The organism is Clostridium sp. KNHs214, assembly GCF_000744935.1.
Taxonomy (GTDB): domain Bacteria; phylum Bacillota; class Clostridia; order Clostridiales; family Clostridiaceae; genus Haloimpatiens.
The window spans coordinates 648,931-662,758 of sequence record NZ_JQMW01000009.1 but is presented as its reverse complement, the minus strand read 5'-3'; the positions used below and the strand labels follow the sequence as shown (position 1 = coordinate 662,758).

Below are 13,828 nucleotides of genomic sequence, written 5' to 3'. Positions count from 1 at the left end.
AGTATAGCAATTATGTCCAAAATACAAAATAAGAATGTAGGTTTTTATACATTTTTATTTTGTATTTTTCCTACATTCTTATTATATTATTTGCACCGACAAAGGAAGCTCTTTTACTCTATGGCAAAGAGGACAGCTACGGGATTTATCAGTTAGCCCGCGGCGACACCACAAGGAACTTGCACTTTGAGCCTTACGACCGCCTGCAGGCGGCGGGACACACCGTAGACCGGGCGAATTATGAGCTTATCTACACCGCGCCCCTTACGGCAGACATTACCCTTAACAGCATTTGGGAAAAATTCAATATCGACCACCCGAAAGATTTTAAGGGACACAGCCTTTCCATTTCCGATATTGTGGTGCTTCATCAGAATGGCGGGAACACCGCCCACTATGTAGACAGTATTGGTTTTCAGAACGTGCCGGAGTTTTTACAGGAGAAACAGCCACAGCTTATCCCCGACGAGCATTTGACCGGGGAACAGATTAGAACGCCGCGCGGCAGTTTTTATGTATCGGATATGAGCGTTGAACAAATGAAAGAAGCCGGGTATGGACTTCATCATCAATCCGACGACGGGAAATATCTGATTATGGGAAACGGTACGCGGGCGTTTGCCGTTGCCGCCGAACAGCCGGACAAAGCTAACCCGTTAAAACATATCGAGGACACTATCGAGCAGAACGACAATAACTTTGACGGTATCATCAACAACACGCCGCAGACGCCGACCGTGGACGCTCTGGAGCAGAAAGCAAAAGCGGGCGAGGTTATCTCCCTTGTTGACCTTGCGGAAGCTATCAAGACAGACCGGGAAAACGGCAGGGGCAAGAAAGCCGCAGCGAAGGAAAAGCCCTCTATCCGGGCGCAGCTCAAAGCGGATAAGGAACGGGCGGGAAAGAAGAAACCCACGAAGCAAAAATCGCAGGACTTGGAAAGGAGCTGACCTATGAATAAGTTTGAAGATGTGGACGTTATCGCTTCCCTTGAAGCGATTATGAAACAAAATACCGCTTTTTATCAGAATGATTTTGACCTTGATAGAAACATTTTACAGAAAGCGGCGGCAAGCCCCACAGCCGAGGACAGGCGGCTTTTATGGTTTTCCCGCCCGTCCGGGACGAGCTGCTTCCGGGAGCGCGACGTTTTTCTAAAAGGCACAAGACAGCATAACACATGGCGGTTTTACGGGGAACAGACGCGCGATAAAGTCCTTGCCTATGCGGTGGAGCTGACCGGGATTGTAAACGGAAAAATCAAAGGCAATCTCTATGAGCTTGACTATCCGCAGCATTTCCGGCACGTTAAGGAACAGGCATTACCCGCAGATAATTACACGCTGCTCTATGAGCATGGAGAACGGGTGCAGCCCGCCGGACAGTATCTTGACGGCAATCCCGACCCGCAGCTTGGGAAGTTTGAACACTTTGAAGCGCAGCCTAATGACCCGGAAGCATTGCATTTTCTCATGCGGGAGGAAAAGCGCAGCTATGACCGCTTAAAGCCGGGGGATTTCAAGGCGCATATTGCCGCATTGCATGACAGCCGGATTGAAGCCGAAGCACAGCGTATTGTAGCGGAAATGAAGCGGCAGGACAGCCCTAACAGCCCCAACAAAACACATTTCATGGTGGAGCTTTCGCCTTATTTTATGCAGTTAGCTTCTACAAAGGACACCGACCGTCTGTTTGCTATGCTGCCATACAAAACACTTTCTTTTTCTAAGATTGAGGGCAGACATGGCACTTTTGCATTTTTAGACAAAAGCGAGGACAGAAGCCGGAATATCCGAAAAGCGCGCCCCTCTGTCCGGGCGCAGCTTACCGCAGACAAGAAAACAGCCGCCCCGAAAAAGGCAGCGGTAAAAAGAAAAAATCACCATTTGGAGGTATGAGCATGAATAGATTTACTGTTGAGGAAACAAACCTTTTGAGCATTTACCATGAGGGAAGCAAGGCGCAGCTTATTGAGAACATGACCGCTGCGCTACCTTACATGGACGCGGGATTACGGGAGCTTGCAAAGTGCACCCTTTCCAAAGTAGGCGCGCTGACCGAAGCCGAATACAGGGAGCTTGCCGTTTATCCTGCTGATGAAGTATGACCGGGATTAAGCGGCTGTCGCCGCCCCAAAGCCGCCGGGTAAACGCTCTTGTAAAAAAAGAGTGCTGCAACTGCGAAAATGGCAACTGTATTTTACTGGACGACGGGGACACTTGCGTATGCCCGCAGCTCATTTCCTATTCGCTGCTCTGCAAGTGGTTTCGGATTGCCGTACTTCCCCTTGATAAGCTGCTCTATGCGGAACTCTATCAGACCGAGGACAGGAAGAAATGTACCGTGTGCGGCGCGTTCTTTGCGTCCACCTCTAACAGCGTCAAATACTGCCCGGACTGTCGAAAGCGAATTACCCGCAGACAGGCAGCCGAGCGCATGAGAAAAAAGCGTACTATTGTTACGCAGTAGGGGCGAAAAAAGCCTTTGATTGCAGGGCTTTTCGGACACAAAAACAAAGAGGTAAAGGATTGATACCTTTACCCCTAAAATTGCGGTTCTACTGCGTAACATTTCAAAAGCTGCACCTATGAGAAAACGGGCGCGGTGGCCAACATATCGGCTGCCGCGTCCGTTCTTTTTTTGCGCTCATTTATCCGCGCTCTGCTTCTTTTTCCCGTTCAGGCTGACGTTCCACTTTCAAAATACTGTCGATATTCTTCTTGATAACGTCATATTCCTTGACCTGCTTTTTCAGCTTCCCATAGTCGGCATACAGGGCTTCTTTCTGCTCTTGAAGTGCTGCGTACTCTGCTTGCAGGGCGGCAAGGCTTGGTAGCTTGGTTATCCCCGCCGCCTTAATTGCCTTTGCCGCTGCTTCATAGAGAATAATATCGCTCTCATGGGCTGTCCGGTATTTCTCCTTATCCTTTGCCTTTCGGTATGCAGCATAGACGGGCTTGGTCTTTTGATAGGTATTGATATTCTTGATAAGCAGCGTCATATCGGTAAGCCGCTTTTCAACCTCTTTCAAGCTGTCCGCTGCCTGTTCGCTTGCTGCGGCAACTTCCGCGATTTTTGCGGTTAGCTCCGCGTACTGCTCAATTTTATGTTCCGTCAAGAAATTCATGGTTTTTGCTGCCTGCTTCAGATTGTGGATTTTTGCCCATTGCTCATAGCCCCGGCTTTCCTGCGCCTTGATACTGTTCTGAATATCAATGAGCAGACTAACGCCGCAGCGATCTGCGCGGGGAGCTTTCGCAGCGCGGGCGCGTTTGCCGCTTATCCGTTCCCTTATGGTTTCCTCTGTATAGTCTGCGCCGAGGGTTTTAAGGCGGGTAAACCGTTCCTGCCCCGGAGCGCGGCACGATACATATTTCCCCGGTTTTATCTCATAGCCCGCAGCTTGCAGCCGTTGTAGTAGTTCCTCAAAACTTGACACTTGGGGAATGAGTGCATCAACAGCGATTTTCAGTTTGCTTTTCCAACTGGTACCCGTTTTCTCTGCCTGGTACTCCGCATAGCTTTTTCCCTTGCTGCCCCTGTTCGGAGCGATAACAGACAAGCCATGTTCCCGGCACAGCCTGTCGCTCATGTTCCGTATGCCGTAGTAGCTGCGTCTGTTAGAATTGTACTTGTGGTGGTCTACGAAATTGACAGCACAGAAAATCACATGATTATGAACGTGACCTCTATCTATGTGAGTAGTGAGGACATATTCATATTGCCCCTTTGTTACCGCGTCGGCAAGCTGCTTTCCGATTGCATGGGCTTTCTCATAGTCTACCTCTCCCGGCTCAAAGGACTGTATCAAATGGTGGGCGAGATTGTTCCCCTTGTCTATGGCTTGGGCGAGGGTAAAGCCGAACTCAATATCTGCCGTTTCTGCCGAGCAGCCAAAGGAGGACACAAGCATTTTTCCGTCTGTCTTGTCCGGGTTTTGGATATAGTCAAGGGCTTTGCTCAACGTGCTTTTAATAGGCTTAATCTTTGTAACCGCCATATCTCCGCAAGCACCCCCTTTATTTCCTCTATGTCCTCTTGGTAAACGCTGCCCGTTGCATTGACACGCTTTGCAATCTGATTGATGTTGACTCCGATTTTCTGTAATTCCGCTGTCATAGCTTTTATGTCGCTATGGTCTACTTGAATGATACACCCGTCAATGGCGATTTTCCGTAAGTATGCCGCCATGTTCCCGGTGGGGACGAGCTTCATTTTCTGCTCAATCAACGCTTTTTCTTCCTTTGTCACATAGAACTTGACTTGTATAGTCCGTTTTCTTCCGTTCATGCTCTGACGCTCCTTTCCATTCCGAGGGTTTGGGACACTTCCCAACAAGCAATTTTCAGCCGACGCGCCGCAGCGCAGAGGGCGAAAATACGGAAAAGGGTACTCTTTTCCTATGCTTGCTAAGAATGTTTTTTATCTTTTATGCCCTTATTTCCCACTACGGAGAAAAAGCGATTTTGCCAAACTTATACAAAAGAAAAACGCTGCAATCTGCAAAGATTACAACGCTTCCTAAAATCCATATTCAATTTTGCCGGACATTCTCATTTGTCCTCTTTTTCGACTTCTTTAATTTCTTTCGCCGTTGCGGTTACAATCCGTATTCCTTTATCGCTCATAGTATCAAGCAATGTATCGAGCTGTCGACGCTGCGTGTTTTTTGTGTCCGGCTTCTCTAAAAGAAACTGGTCTACGGATATATCATAACGGAGCATAAGCTCAAAAAAGATTTGCAGACTTGGGTGCTGCCCGTTGTTCTCAATGTTCGCAAGGTAGCGAGGGGAAATAAACATTTCGTCGCTTACTTTCTTGCGGCTCTCTTTTCTACCTGTCCGCGCTGCTTTTATCGCTTCTCCAAAAGCCTTGAAGTCATATTTTTCCACTGGTCTTTTTGCCATATTCATTCACCCAGTTACATTTTACTGTTCCTCTTTCCTGTTGGATATGCTTACACAGTTCCTACTATGCACTATAATAGAGCATATTATTTATGGCAGCGGAGTTGTGTTTTTACGGATGAAATGATATAATGTTATTGTTTGTACATTTATTGTTTGAAAGAGGTGAGCTTATGCGTGCCGATAAAAAAGGTCAAAATGAAGTATGGCTCCATGCAAAGCCAGTAAATAGCGACGTTTGCATGGAGTAATAAAATAGTGTCGCTATAATATATGCTGGCTTTGCTACTTGATTATTAAATTCAAGGAGGAAGCCTGCATGAAATATATCAATGCAAAGATACTTCTTCCCACAAGATTAGTTAAGGAACTGCAAGAGTACATTCAAGGTGGATATATTTACGTTCCAGCTATTCAAGAGCAGCAGAAGCACTGGGGAGAATTATCCGGTTATCGAAAAGAACTGCAAGAAAGAAACAAAATCATTATTGCTGAATATAGAAGTGGTATTTCCATAGAGCAGCTTGCTGACAAATATTTTCTTTCAGTTTATGCCATTCGTAAAATCATTTATCAAAAATAGCTTTTGGGAGGTTGCAGAAATGCGACCTCTTTTTCTTTATATAAAACATTACCGAAATGTCCGGTATATTGAAAATGTCTATGTCAAAACATAAAATATCTTTGTGAAAGCAAAAAGAAAAGAGGTGTCTATATGTCATTACCGAATAAAAAGATTTATCCCCGTACAGGCGATAAAGAAACCGTTTACCTAAAGGACGTTGTTTCTAACCCGAATATCTTAGTTGGGGATTTCTCAATGTATAACGATTTTGTGAATGACCCTTGCAATTTTGAAAAAAATAATGTCTTGTATCATTATCCAGTCAATCACGATAAGCTAGTGATTGGTAAATTTTGTTCTATTGCTTGCGGCGCAAAGTTTATTTTTACAAGTGCGAACCATACATTATCTTCATTGTCTACATATCCCTTTCCTATCTTTTTTGAAGAATGGGGATTAGATATTAAAAATGTTACAAAGGCATGGGATAACAAAGGAGATATTATTATCGGAAGCGACGTTTGGATAGGTTATGAAGCTGTCATACTGTCCGGTGTCACTATTGGAGATGGTGCTATTATTGGCACTCGTGCAGTTGTTACTAAAGATGTTCCACCTTATACGATTGTTGGAGGCGTACCTGCAAAAACAATCAGAAAGCGTTTTTCAGATGAAACGATTGCTTCCTTGCTTGAAATCAAATGGTGGAATTGGTCTAAAGAACAGATTGCTAAAAATATTGAAGCAATTCAGACAGGAAATATTGAAAAATTGAAAGGTTTATTTTAATGGGAAGTTAATCTGCCGGACGACGGCAAAAGAAAAAAAGCCGTCGTGGAGCAGACATATTTTCACGCGCCTATTCTATTCCGGCGGCTTTGATTTTCAGAGCCGCCGTTTTTTCGTCTACTTATCCCACATTTTCGACGACCCGAACACCACGAACTGACACGGCGGCATTTAGGAGGTTGCCGCTGTGTCTACTTTGGTATTCCATAATACCCATGAGCTTCATCAATTAAAAAAAGCATAGCTCCACCACCGGGCAAGTCTACCTATGAGTATGAACTGTCAAATCATCTGAATACTACTTACATTTCCTTTGCGTCTGTCTGCGCCTTGCAGACGGGCGTTTTTTGTTTGTTCAAAAAAATTTTTGAACAAATTTCCGGAAATGTTCGGCGTTTTTTCAAAACGCAGTATTGCCCGACGAAAAGGGGGAAGCACCACCAACTTTCAACGAGAAAGGAGGTGAGAATGTGGAACCTGAACGTAGGGAATTTTATAAGCAATGCTCTTTTCAGAAGTATTGTAATACGGTACTGCACAATGAAGCCTGCGACGCTCACAAAGAGCTTCGCAAGCATAAGGCAAAGGAAGTTACTTTTTCCGACTTGACCTTAGATGAAGCGCGGCAGCTTCATACGTTTGATGAATATTTCAAACGGGAAACTGTCGAAACCGTCTTTGAAAAAGCCGGAAAGAAAATCACGCCGAAGCTGCTTCTTGAAGCAATCCGTACTTTACCGGAAGAAAAGCGCAAAGCTGTACTGCTGTACTACTTTGAGGGAATGAATGACAGCGAGATTGCGGAGTTGTTCAATACGTCGAGAAGCACGATACAGTACAGGCGGACAAGCTCTTTTGAGCTGTTGAGAAAATACTTGGAGGAAAATGCTGATGAATGGGACGAATGGTAATGAACCTGGCTACCCGGAAAAAGCCCTTATTCCTTATCCTGTCATTGTGGCAGCGACAAAGGGCGACCCGGATGTTAAACGTCAAATTTCTCCTAATTTAAACGTCAGTTTATTTCTATAATTATAGTACAATTTACGTCAAATTATTTCTACAAAATCACTTTATTTTTAATGAAAAATCATTTTGCACCTAAAAGAAAAAGGAGCTAGCGCTCCTTGTGATTTTAATGCAGTGATATTTCATTGGCGGCAGCCATTATTATATCAGTATCGATTACGTTTTTTTCGTGCTGCGCACCTATTATTAAAGCCTTAGTTAATATCATATTTAAGCGTCTTATAGAGCCAGCACAGCTTCTATATGCAGCCAAAACAGCATTATTATCAAATATTTCTGGCGAAGCCCCTGCTAATGATAATCTAGAATTAATATATTCTAAAGCTTCAATTTCAGAAAATCCTTCAAAATTATAATTTATTATTATTCTTTGTTTTAATGCCTCGTGTATCTGCTTTTCTAAGATATTATTTAACACAGGTTGTCCTATCAAAACTAAGGAAAAGCAATCTTTTGAGTCCATAGAGAAGTTCATAAGTAGCTTTAAATCCTTTAAAATATCATTATTTAGATATTGTGCTTCATCCCAAACTAATATATAATGCACACGTTTATCTGTACTCATACTTTCCATATAGTCTTTTATGCTCTTAAACATGTCAGATTTACGAGAAGAAGGTTCAATTCCTAAGGAGATGCAAAATTGCCTATAGAACTCAGTAGTAGTTACAGTGGTAAAGCAAAGATATATAACCTTTGTTAAATTAGGGTTTACTTTTTTAGCAAAGCACCTTAAGGCAAAGGTTTTTCCACTACCTGGTGAAGCTGTAAATAAGCCGATTCCCCTAGCTTCATTAAGATACTCAAGTCTTGATATCATCTCTTTTAGATCATTTGACATATAGGCATCTTTTTCTTTTATGCCTTTTTCAAATGGATTCATTGTCATACCATAAAATTGTTTAAACATTTTTAACACCATCCTTTGAATAGTCTATAGTAAATGCATTCCTGCGTTTGGTTTTACCATTTTCAATCTTATTTGTTTTTCTAATGCTGTATTTAGCATTTTCATAATATACATATGCATTATCCATATCATCAGGTAAATATCTTACTTCAACTTTCTGTCCTATAAATTGCATAGGTACATCATAAGATATTTTATCAATGCTTATGGTTGAGTCATTATTAACTCTTCGTTGTATGCGATTCATAAAGCAATTATCCAGCCACTCACTATCAGTAGCTACCTTAACATGAGCTAAATCGCTTTTATATCTATCGATCGGACGTTGAGATGTAGCTGAATGTACTGTTACATTATGCTTGTTTATATATGCGAATAGCTCATCATTTAGCTCCGCTAAGGAGGATATAGATTCTACATCTAGAGTGTTTAGCCATCTACTTTTTAATGTTCTAAAATTTCTTTCTACTTTTCCTTTGGATGCTCCATCCCTTACCATAGTGTGCAGTTCTACTATTCCAAGAGATCCACAGATAAGACTTAATTGCTCATTTTTATAAGGAGAACCGTTGTCCAAGTAAAGTTTATTAGGTATGCCATATCTAGCGATAGCTTCTTTAAGTACCTTTTGAAAATTATAAGAGTTATCATTGTAAAAGAATCTTCCGCCAACGATAAGTCTTGATTTATCATCAATTAGCATAATTAGATATGTTCTTTTACGTATGCCATTTTCAGTAATATACGGGCCATAGCATGTATCACCTTGGTACATGCCAGTTGCAAACTCTTCTTCAAAGGCTTTTCTATCTTTCATATTTATGCATCTAGCAGATTTAAGATCATTATTTTTTATAAATCTTTGAACTGTAGATAATGATATATTTTTTTCATTGATAAAGCCATCTTCGATAAGTTTATGATATATAAGAGTAGCATTAATTTTAGGAAATGCATTTTTTAGCATATATATCTGTTCTATAGCTACATCATTTAACTTTCTGGTTTTCCCTATGTCGCTACGCGTCTTCGGTAGAAGGGCATCAAAACCAAACCTATTATAATCTGATTCCCAATTAGATAGTGTTCCAGGACTATATAAAACTGACTTACCGTTAGGTAATTTTACAGGAGTAGCAGCAACACGTCTATAGTAAGCAATTTTCGAGCTTTCAGTATAAGTATTATTTATAGCTGGAGCTATTAGTGCTAGTCTAATAGAAGCTATTTCAATCATTTCTTTGTTATTCATTTCAACATCACCTCTATAAAAATGCTATCATGGGGAAATTATAATATCCATTATCGTATTAAGTGGTATATATAAAATAAAATAAAAAGTATATAGCTATAGCTTAATTATGATGTTCCTTGAAAAAAGGATAAGCCGTTTCTATTAAAAAAGTTTGTTATAAAGGTTTCAATTTCAATAAAGGTACTATTTATAACACGCTGTATAAAACTTAGATTAGAAATAAGCTTGTCTTGTAGAAGTCCAAGCCATAGTTGTTTATGTTTTTTGAACTTATTTAAAATTCGATAGAATGTGGATATTGCTATACAATAATGTTCACACATAGCTTCTACAGAGGTAAATTTATGTACAAGATAATCATGAATAATAGACACAGTAAATTTAAAGCTAAATGACATGTAGGGCACAATTACCGAAGGTAGGATAGCATGAGTATGTCCACATGACGGGCAAATATATCTATTGATAGTTATTATATTATCGTGAACTTCATTATTATCATAAGTCACAAGATGGCGTTTATAAGAGGCAAATAGGGATAGATCGTGTTTAGATCCGCAGACTGGACATACCAAAGCCTCTGAATTAACCGTTTTCATATACTCTTCAAAAATATTTATCTCATTTTCAAAAGAAATTTGTTTAAAACACTTGCATAGTTGTGAAAATAATCTTATCATAATAATAGGTTGTAAGAGCTTACGCTCTTATTTTTAGGGAAGAACCTTCGCTTTGCACGGCTTGGGGTTCTTCCCTTTCCTTTCTCTAGTTTTTATAATAAGCTTAAAATAACCTCCAAATGATGTCAAGTCATTAGGAGGTTTTATTTAGCAATAATATGATTATTTAAAATGCATTTAATTACTGGATAGTTATTGGAGTTATAGTTATAATTTGACTTAGAAATGCAGTTTTCAAAAGCTATATTTTGACGCACTACACCCGGACGCTATGAAAATGGTCTTGCAGCATTTCAGTGGCTACATAGCCCGCCTCTCCATGCGGAAGCTGTACGACGAGCGCGGGAACGTCTATTTTGGCGTAGACCATGATATTCGTGAACGGCTGCAAGCAAAACTGATGATGGCTGTCCTCAATTTCAGAACAGAGGAATAACCGCAATCCGAAGTAGAATGTCTTTACAACCCCCTTTTCCGTTCTGCTTCTAATGTGGCAGCACAGCCATTTTGAACCTTGAAAAAGAAAGCGACGCAAGAAAACGGCGGCGCAGCATAGGGCAAATCAGATACGTTCCTTTTGCGCCGAGCCATGCGGCGGGTGCGCCATGACGCGACCCCGGCGGGACTTCCCGCCCCGGATTGCCGAGCGACCAACACCGACGCCGGAAAACAGGCACAGCAGCCGGTCGGCGACGAAGCGCAAAATACATAATGATACTCCCTTATCGCCATAGTCCGAGCGTTAGAAGCGTCGCAGGCAATGGGTAGGGCTGCGCGAGAACCGCGCAGGGGTGCAATTCCCGTGAGGTTGAGAAGCTAATCGACCGTCTGACGATAGCCCACTTTACTAATGTTTTTAATTGTTTCAACCATTGAAAGGGGAAATGTTCTTATGAATGAAGAAAAAATGAACGCCCCTTGTGCGATAGGCACTAAAGGAGCAGTTACAACTGGCAGCGAACAAAGAGTACCGATACATCTTAAACTGACATTGACCATAAAAGAAGCTGCCGAATATAGCAATATTGGAATTAACAAGATTGACACCATGCTAAAGCAACCTAATTGTCCATTTGTACTATATGTGGGGACAAGAAAATTAGTCAAACGTCGTGAATTTGAAGAATATATCCGGCGTGAGCTGACAATATGAATATCTAATCGACAATTCTTGTTATTGAGATTGAAAAAACAGAGTCTTTATGCTATAATATATGATTGCATTGGACTCTCTTTTGAGATACGAAAGGAGTCCGATATATGGGAAAAAATCTTAAAGGTAAAGAGTGCGGCAAAGGCATTTACCAAAGAAAGGACGGTTTATTCTCCGCAAGATACTACGCAAAAGACGGCAAACGCAAAGAGAAATATTTTGAAACATTGCCGGAAGCGAAAAACTGGCTTGCTGACGCAAGATATGAGGAACGGCATAACCTTATCATCACTTCTCCCGATATGACGGTAGACAAGTGGTTTACTTACTGGATTGAGAATATCGTTTGTGACCTTGCTCCGAATACCATAAGAAATTATAAAGAGCGTTACAAATGGAATATCCAACCCGTAATAGGTGCCATGTGCATAGCTGATGTAAAACCCATGCACTGTAAAGCTGTTCTGAACCGAATGGAAACTACCTACGCAGGCTCGACCATTCGACAGGCTTATATCACAATGGGAACCATGCTGAAATCAGCAGTTATGAATGATATTATCGCAAAGCACCCGATGAATGGTGTCCGCTACACAAAACCCGTTCGTGCGGTAGATGATATTAAATACTTAACCGTTGAGGAACAGGAGAAGTTCTTGGAAGCAGCAGAACGCTCTCATAATTACAGGCAGTACGCCTTGTTACTGGAAACAGGATTGAGAACGGCTGAATTGATTGGTCTGACTTGGGACGCTATTGATTGGAAAAAGCGGACATTGACAGTAAACAAAAGTTTAGAGTATCGACACAGCCAGGGATATTGGCGTGCGGGACCACCTAAGACGCAAAAAAGTTATCGTACCATTCCTCTCACAGATAAGGCATATTCCATTCTCAAAAGCTGCTATGATGAAAAAGACCAACGAAAACAGTCTGAAACATTGTCACAGGTTTTAGAGTATATCGACAGCAGGACAGGCGAAAATAAATGCCTTGTTATGCGAGATTTGGTTTTTGTCAACTGGAGAACAGGAGAACCCGCAAAAAACAGTTCCTATGACACACACTTATACAAATTGTGTGATGAAGCAGGTATTAAACGCTTTTGTATGCACGCCTTGCGACATACTTATGCTACACGCGCCATTGAGCGCGGCGTACAGCCTAAAGTGCTGCAACAGCTTTTAGGACACGCAAGTATTAAAACAACAATGGACAGATATGTTCATGTTACGGACGAATCACTGGTAAACGCCATACGCCAATTTCAACAGGCTACGCCGCCAGTTTCAAAAAAAGGGCGTAAAAAGGGCGTACAAGAAATTTAAGGAAAGGCGAAAAGCCTTATAAATCAAGGCTTTTCGGATAGGTATAAACAATTATGAAATTAGGTATCGTAGGATTACCAAACATAGGTAAAAGCACCTTGTTTAATGCTATTACTAAAGCCGGAGCAGAATCTGCTAATTACCCATTTTGTACTATTGAACCAAATGTAGGAGTAGTAGCAGTTCCAGATAAAAGACTTGATGTGCTAGAAGAAATGTACACTGCTAAAAAGAAAACTCACACTAGTATTGAATTCTACGACATAGCTGGTCTTGTAAAGGGTGCTAGTAAAGGCGAGGGACTTGGAAATAAATTTTTATCTCACATAAGAGAAGTTTCTTCCATAGTGCATGTGGTTAGATGTTTTGAAGATAGCAATATAGTACACGTGGATGGTTCTGTAGACCCTATAAGAGATATAGAAACTATAAATTTAGAATTAATATTCGCGGATATTGAAGTTCTAGAAAGACGACTAGATAAAGCTGTTAAATTAGCTCGTTCTGGAGATAAAAAAGCTAAGGCTGAACTAGCTTTAATGGAAAAATTAAAGGCTCATCTAGAAGACAATAAACCTGTAAGAACTTTAGAATTAACTGATGATGAGAAAATCTTTGTAGATGGATTATTTCTTTTAACTTCAAAACCAGTATTATATGTGGCTAACATATGTGAAGATGATTTAATGGAAGGAAATTTAGAAACTCCTTTAGTTAAGAAAGTTAAAGAATATGCCCAAAAGGAAAATTCTGAAGTAGTAACTATTTGTGCTCGTCTCGAGGAAGAGCTTTCAACTTTAGAAGATGAAGAAAAAATGGAAATGCTTAAAGAATATGGTCTTGAGGAACCTGGTCTAAATAAATTAATCCATGCCAGCTATAAACTTCTAGGTCTTATAAGTTTCTTAACTGCTGGAGAAAAAGAAGTAAGAGCCTGGACTATAGTAAAAGGTACTAAAGCTCCAGGAGCTGCTGGTAAAATACACTCTGATATGGAAAGAGGATTTATAAGAGCTGAGATAGTGTCTTATGATAAATTAATCCAATGTGGCTCTGAGTCCGCAGCCAAAGAAAAAGGCTACTATAGATTAGAAGGAAAAGATTATGTAATGCAGGATGGGGACGTAGTAGTATTTAGATTTAATGTTTAAAATAATCCCTAATCCCCAGTCTCTAGTCCCTAACAAAGATTTTGTTTAGGAACTAGGGACT

18 protein-coding genes are annotated in these 13,828 nt (G+C 41.0%); 12 read left to right on the top strand and 6 right to left on the bottom strand.

All coding sequences use genetic code 11. The features are described from left to right. Positions 1-59: 59 nt before the first annotated feature. From CC89_RS05520 to CC89_RS19890, 4 genes are read left to right on the top strand one after another with little or no spacing between them, the layout of a single operon-like run. Positions 60-950: a YodL domain-containing protein gene (locus CC89_RS05520; RefSeq protein WP_035290022.1), complete on the top strand. Its 891-nt coding sequence runs from the start codon at positions 60-62 to the stop codon at positions 948-950. A gap of 3 nt (positions 951-953) precedes the next feature. Continuing rightward, positions 954-1,898, top strand: a complete 945-nt coding sequence (locus CC89_RS05515; RefSeq protein ID WP_035290014.1) for a hypothetical protein — start codon at positions 954-956, stop codon at positions 1,896-1,898. Between the two features lie 2 nt (positions 1,899-1,900). Further along, a complete protein-coding gene (locus tag CC89_RS05510) occupies positions 1,901-2,107 on the top strand; it encodes a transposon-transfer assisting family protein (RefSeq protein ID WP_035290011.1) in 207 nt (68 codons plus the stop codon). Then, positions 2,104-2,469, top strand: coding sequence for a cysteine-rich VLP domain-containing protein (locus tag CC89_RS19890; protein WP_081896975.1), 366 nt, complete (start codon positions 2,104-2,106; stop codon positions 2,467-2,469). The genes CC89_RS05510 and CC89_RS19890 overlap by 4 nt, the downstream gene beginning before the upstream one ends. A gap of 181 nt (positions 2,470-2,650) precedes the next feature. On the opposite strand, the gene CC89_RS05500 is transcribed toward CC89_RS19890, so the two are convergent. The 3 genes from CC89_RS05500 to CC89_RS05490 form a co-directional block, all read right to left on the bottom strand. Continuing rightward, the gene (locus tag CC89_RS05500) at positions 2,651-4,000 is read right to left on the bottom strand and encodes a relaxase/mobilization nuclease domain-containing protein (protein ID WP_035290005.1); all 1,350 of its coding nucleotides are present in this window, start codon (positions 3,998-4,000) and stop codon (positions 2,651-2,653) included. Next, complete coding sequence (locus CC89_RS05495) at positions 3,961-4,290, bottom strand: plasmid mobilization protein (RefSeq protein WP_035290002.1); 330 nt, start codon at positions 4,288-4,290, stop codon at positions 3,961-3,963. The genes CC89_RS05500 and CC89_RS05495 overlap by 40 nt, the downstream gene beginning before the upstream one ends. Before the next feature lie 263 nt (positions 4,291-4,553). Next, complete coding sequence (locus CC89_RS05490) at positions 4,554-4,907, bottom strand: helix-turn-helix transcriptional regulator (protein WP_035289999.1); 354 nt, start codon at positions 4,905-4,907, stop codon at positions 4,554-4,556. Positions 4,908-5,226: 319 nt separating this feature from the next. On the opposite strand from CC89_RS05490, the gene CC89_RS05485 reads away from it, so the two are divergent. The 4 genes from CC89_RS05485 (at position 5,227) to CC89_RS20400 (ending at position 7,293) form a co-directional block, all read left to right on the top strand. Further along, positions 5,227-5,490, top strand: coding sequence for a CD3324 family protein (locus CC89_RS05485; RefSeq protein ID WP_035289995.1), 264 nt, complete (start codon positions 5,227-5,229; stop codon positions 5,488-5,490). Between the two features lie 132 nt (positions 5,491-5,622). Continuing rightward, a complete protein-coding gene (locus CC89_RS05480) occupies positions 5,623-6,261 on the top strand; it encodes a CatB-related O-acetyltransferase (RefSeq protein WP_035289992.1) in 639 nt (212 codons plus the stop codon). Between the two features lie 470 nt (positions 6,262-6,731). After that, a complete protein-coding gene (locus CC89_RS05475; RefSeq protein WP_035289990.1) occupies positions 6,732-7,172 on the top strand; it encodes an RNA polymerase sigma factor in 441 nt (146 codons plus the stop codon). Continuing rightward, on the top strand, positions 7,153-7,293 hold the full coding sequence (locus tag CC89_RS20400) for a hypothetical protein (protein WP_502685620.1): 141 nt from the start codon (positions 7,153-7,155) through the stop codon (positions 7,291-7,293). The genes CC89_RS05475 and CC89_RS20400 overlap by 20 nt, the downstream gene beginning before the upstream one ends. 103 nt (positions 7,294-7,396) lie before the next feature. Here the strand turns inward: CC89_RS20400 and CC89_RS05465 are convergent, their stop codons facing one another. The 3 genes from CC89_RS05465 to CC89_RS05455 form a co-directional block, all read right to left on the bottom strand. Continuing rightward, a complete protein-coding gene (locus tag CC89_RS05465; protein ID WP_035289163.1) occupies positions 7,397-8,200 on the bottom strand; it encodes an ExeA family protein in 804 nt (267 codons plus the stop codon). Next, positions 8,193-9,452, bottom strand: coding sequence for a DDE-type integrase/transposase/recombinase (locus tag CC89_RS05460; RefSeq protein ID WP_035289160.1), 1,260 nt, complete (start codon positions 9,450-9,452; stop codon positions 8,193-8,195). Before CC89_RS05460 ends, CC89_RS05465 begins: the two co-directional genes overlap by 8 nt. Before the next feature lie 107 nt (positions 9,453-9,559). After that, positions 9,560-10,135: a DUF6431 domain-containing protein gene (locus CC89_RS05455; RefSeq protein ID WP_035289157.1), complete on the bottom strand. Its 576-nt coding sequence runs from the start codon at positions 10,133-10,135 to the stop codon at positions 9,560-9,562. Positions 10,136-10,406: 271 nt separating this feature from the next. Here CC89_RS05455 and CC89_RS19885 point away from each other — a divergent pair, with 271 nt between their 5' ends. The 4 genes from CC89_RS19885 (at position 10,407) to ychF (ending at position 13,767) form a co-directional block, all read left to right on the top strand. Continuing rightward, positions 10,407-10,571: a helix-turn-helix domain-containing protein gene (locus CC89_RS19885; protein ID WP_502685619.1), complete on the top strand. Its 165-nt coding sequence runs from the start codon at positions 10,407-10,409 to the stop codon at positions 10,569-10,571. A 456-nt stretch (positions 10,572-11,027) separates the two neighbouring features. After that, positions 11,028-11,288: an excisionase gene (locus tag CC89_RS05445; protein ID WP_329735910.1), complete on the top strand. Its 261-nt coding sequence runs from the start codon at positions 11,028-11,030 to the stop codon at positions 11,286-11,288. 107 nt (positions 11,289-11,395) lie between these two features. Then, entirely contained in the window at positions 11,396-12,616 is a 1,221-nt protein-coding gene (locus CC89_RS05440; RefSeq protein WP_035289985.1) for a tyrosine-type recombinase/integrase, read from the top strand. Between the two features lie 53 nt (positions 12,617-12,669). Continuing rightward, a complete protein-coding gene (gene ychF, locus CC89_RS05435; protein WP_035289982.1) occupies positions 12,670-13,767 on the top strand; it encodes a redox-regulated ATPase YchF in 1,098 nt (365 codons plus the stop codon). The last annotated feature ends 61 nt before the right edge of the window (positions 13,768-13,828 follow it).

Bases quoted from the DNA above. Each gene is read 5' to 3' on its own strand.
- CC89_RS05515 (WP_035290014.1), top strand. From the start codon at position 954: ATGAATAAGTTTGAAGATGTGGACGTTATCGCTTCCCTTGAAGCGATT.
- CC89_RS05510 (WP_035290011.1), top strand. From the start codon at position 1,901: ATGAATAGATTTACTGTTGAGGAAACAAACCTTTTGAGCATTTACCAT.
- CC89_RS19890 (WP_081896975.1), top strand. From the start codon at position 2,104: ATGACCGGGATTAAGCGGCTGTCGCCGCCCCAAAGCCGCCGGGTAAAC.
- CC89_RS05500 (WP_035290005.1), bottom strand. From the start codon at position 4,000: ATGGCGGTTACAAAGATTAAGCCTATTAAAAGCACGTTGAGCAAAGCC.
- CC89_RS05495 (WP_035290002.1), bottom strand. From the start codon at position 4,290: ATGAACGGAAGAAAACGGACTATACAAGTCAAGTTCTATGTGACAAAG.
- CC89_RS05490 (WP_035289999.1), bottom strand. From the start codon at position 4,907: ATGGCAAAAAGACCAGTGGAAAAATATGACTTCAAGGCTTTTGGAGAA.
- CC89_RS05485 (WP_035289995.1), top strand. From the start codon at position 5,227: ATGAAATATATCAATGCAAAGATACTTCTTCCCACAAGATTAGTTAAG.
- CC89_RS05480 (WP_035289992.1), top strand. From the start codon at position 5,623: ATGTCATTACCGAATAAAAAGATTTATCCCCGTACAGGCGATAAAGAA.
- CC89_RS20400 (WP_502685620.1), top strand. From the start codon at position 7,153: ATGAATGGGACGAATGGTAATGAACCTGGCTACCCGGAAAAAGCCCTT.
- CC89_RS05465 (WP_035289163.1), bottom strand. From the start codon at position 8,200: ATGTTTAAACAATTTTATGGTATGACAATGAATCCATTTGAAAAAGGC.
- CC89_RS05460 (WP_035289160.1), bottom strand. From the start codon at position 9,452: ATGAATAACAAAGAAATGATTGAAATAGCTTCTATTAGACTAGCACTA.
- CC89_RS05455 (WP_035289157.1), bottom strand. From the start codon at position 10,135: ATGATAAGATTATTTTCACAACTATGCAAGTGTTTTAAACAAATTTCT.
- CC89_RS19885 (WP_502685619.1), top strand. From the start codon at position 10,407: ATGAAAATGGTCTTGCAGCATTTCAGTGGCTACATAGCCCGCCTCTCC.
- CC89_RS05445 (WP_329735910.1), top strand. From the start codon at position 11,028: ATGAATGAAGAAAAAATGAACGCCCCTTGTGCGATAGGCACTAAAGGA.
- CC89_RS05440 (WP_035289985.1), top strand. From the start codon at position 11,396: ATGGGAAAAAATCTTAAAGGTAAAGAGTGCGGCAAAGGCATTTACCAA.
- ychF (WP_035289982.1), top strand. From the start codon at position 12,670: ATGAAATTAGGTATCGTAGGATTACCAAACATAGGTAAAAGCACCTTG.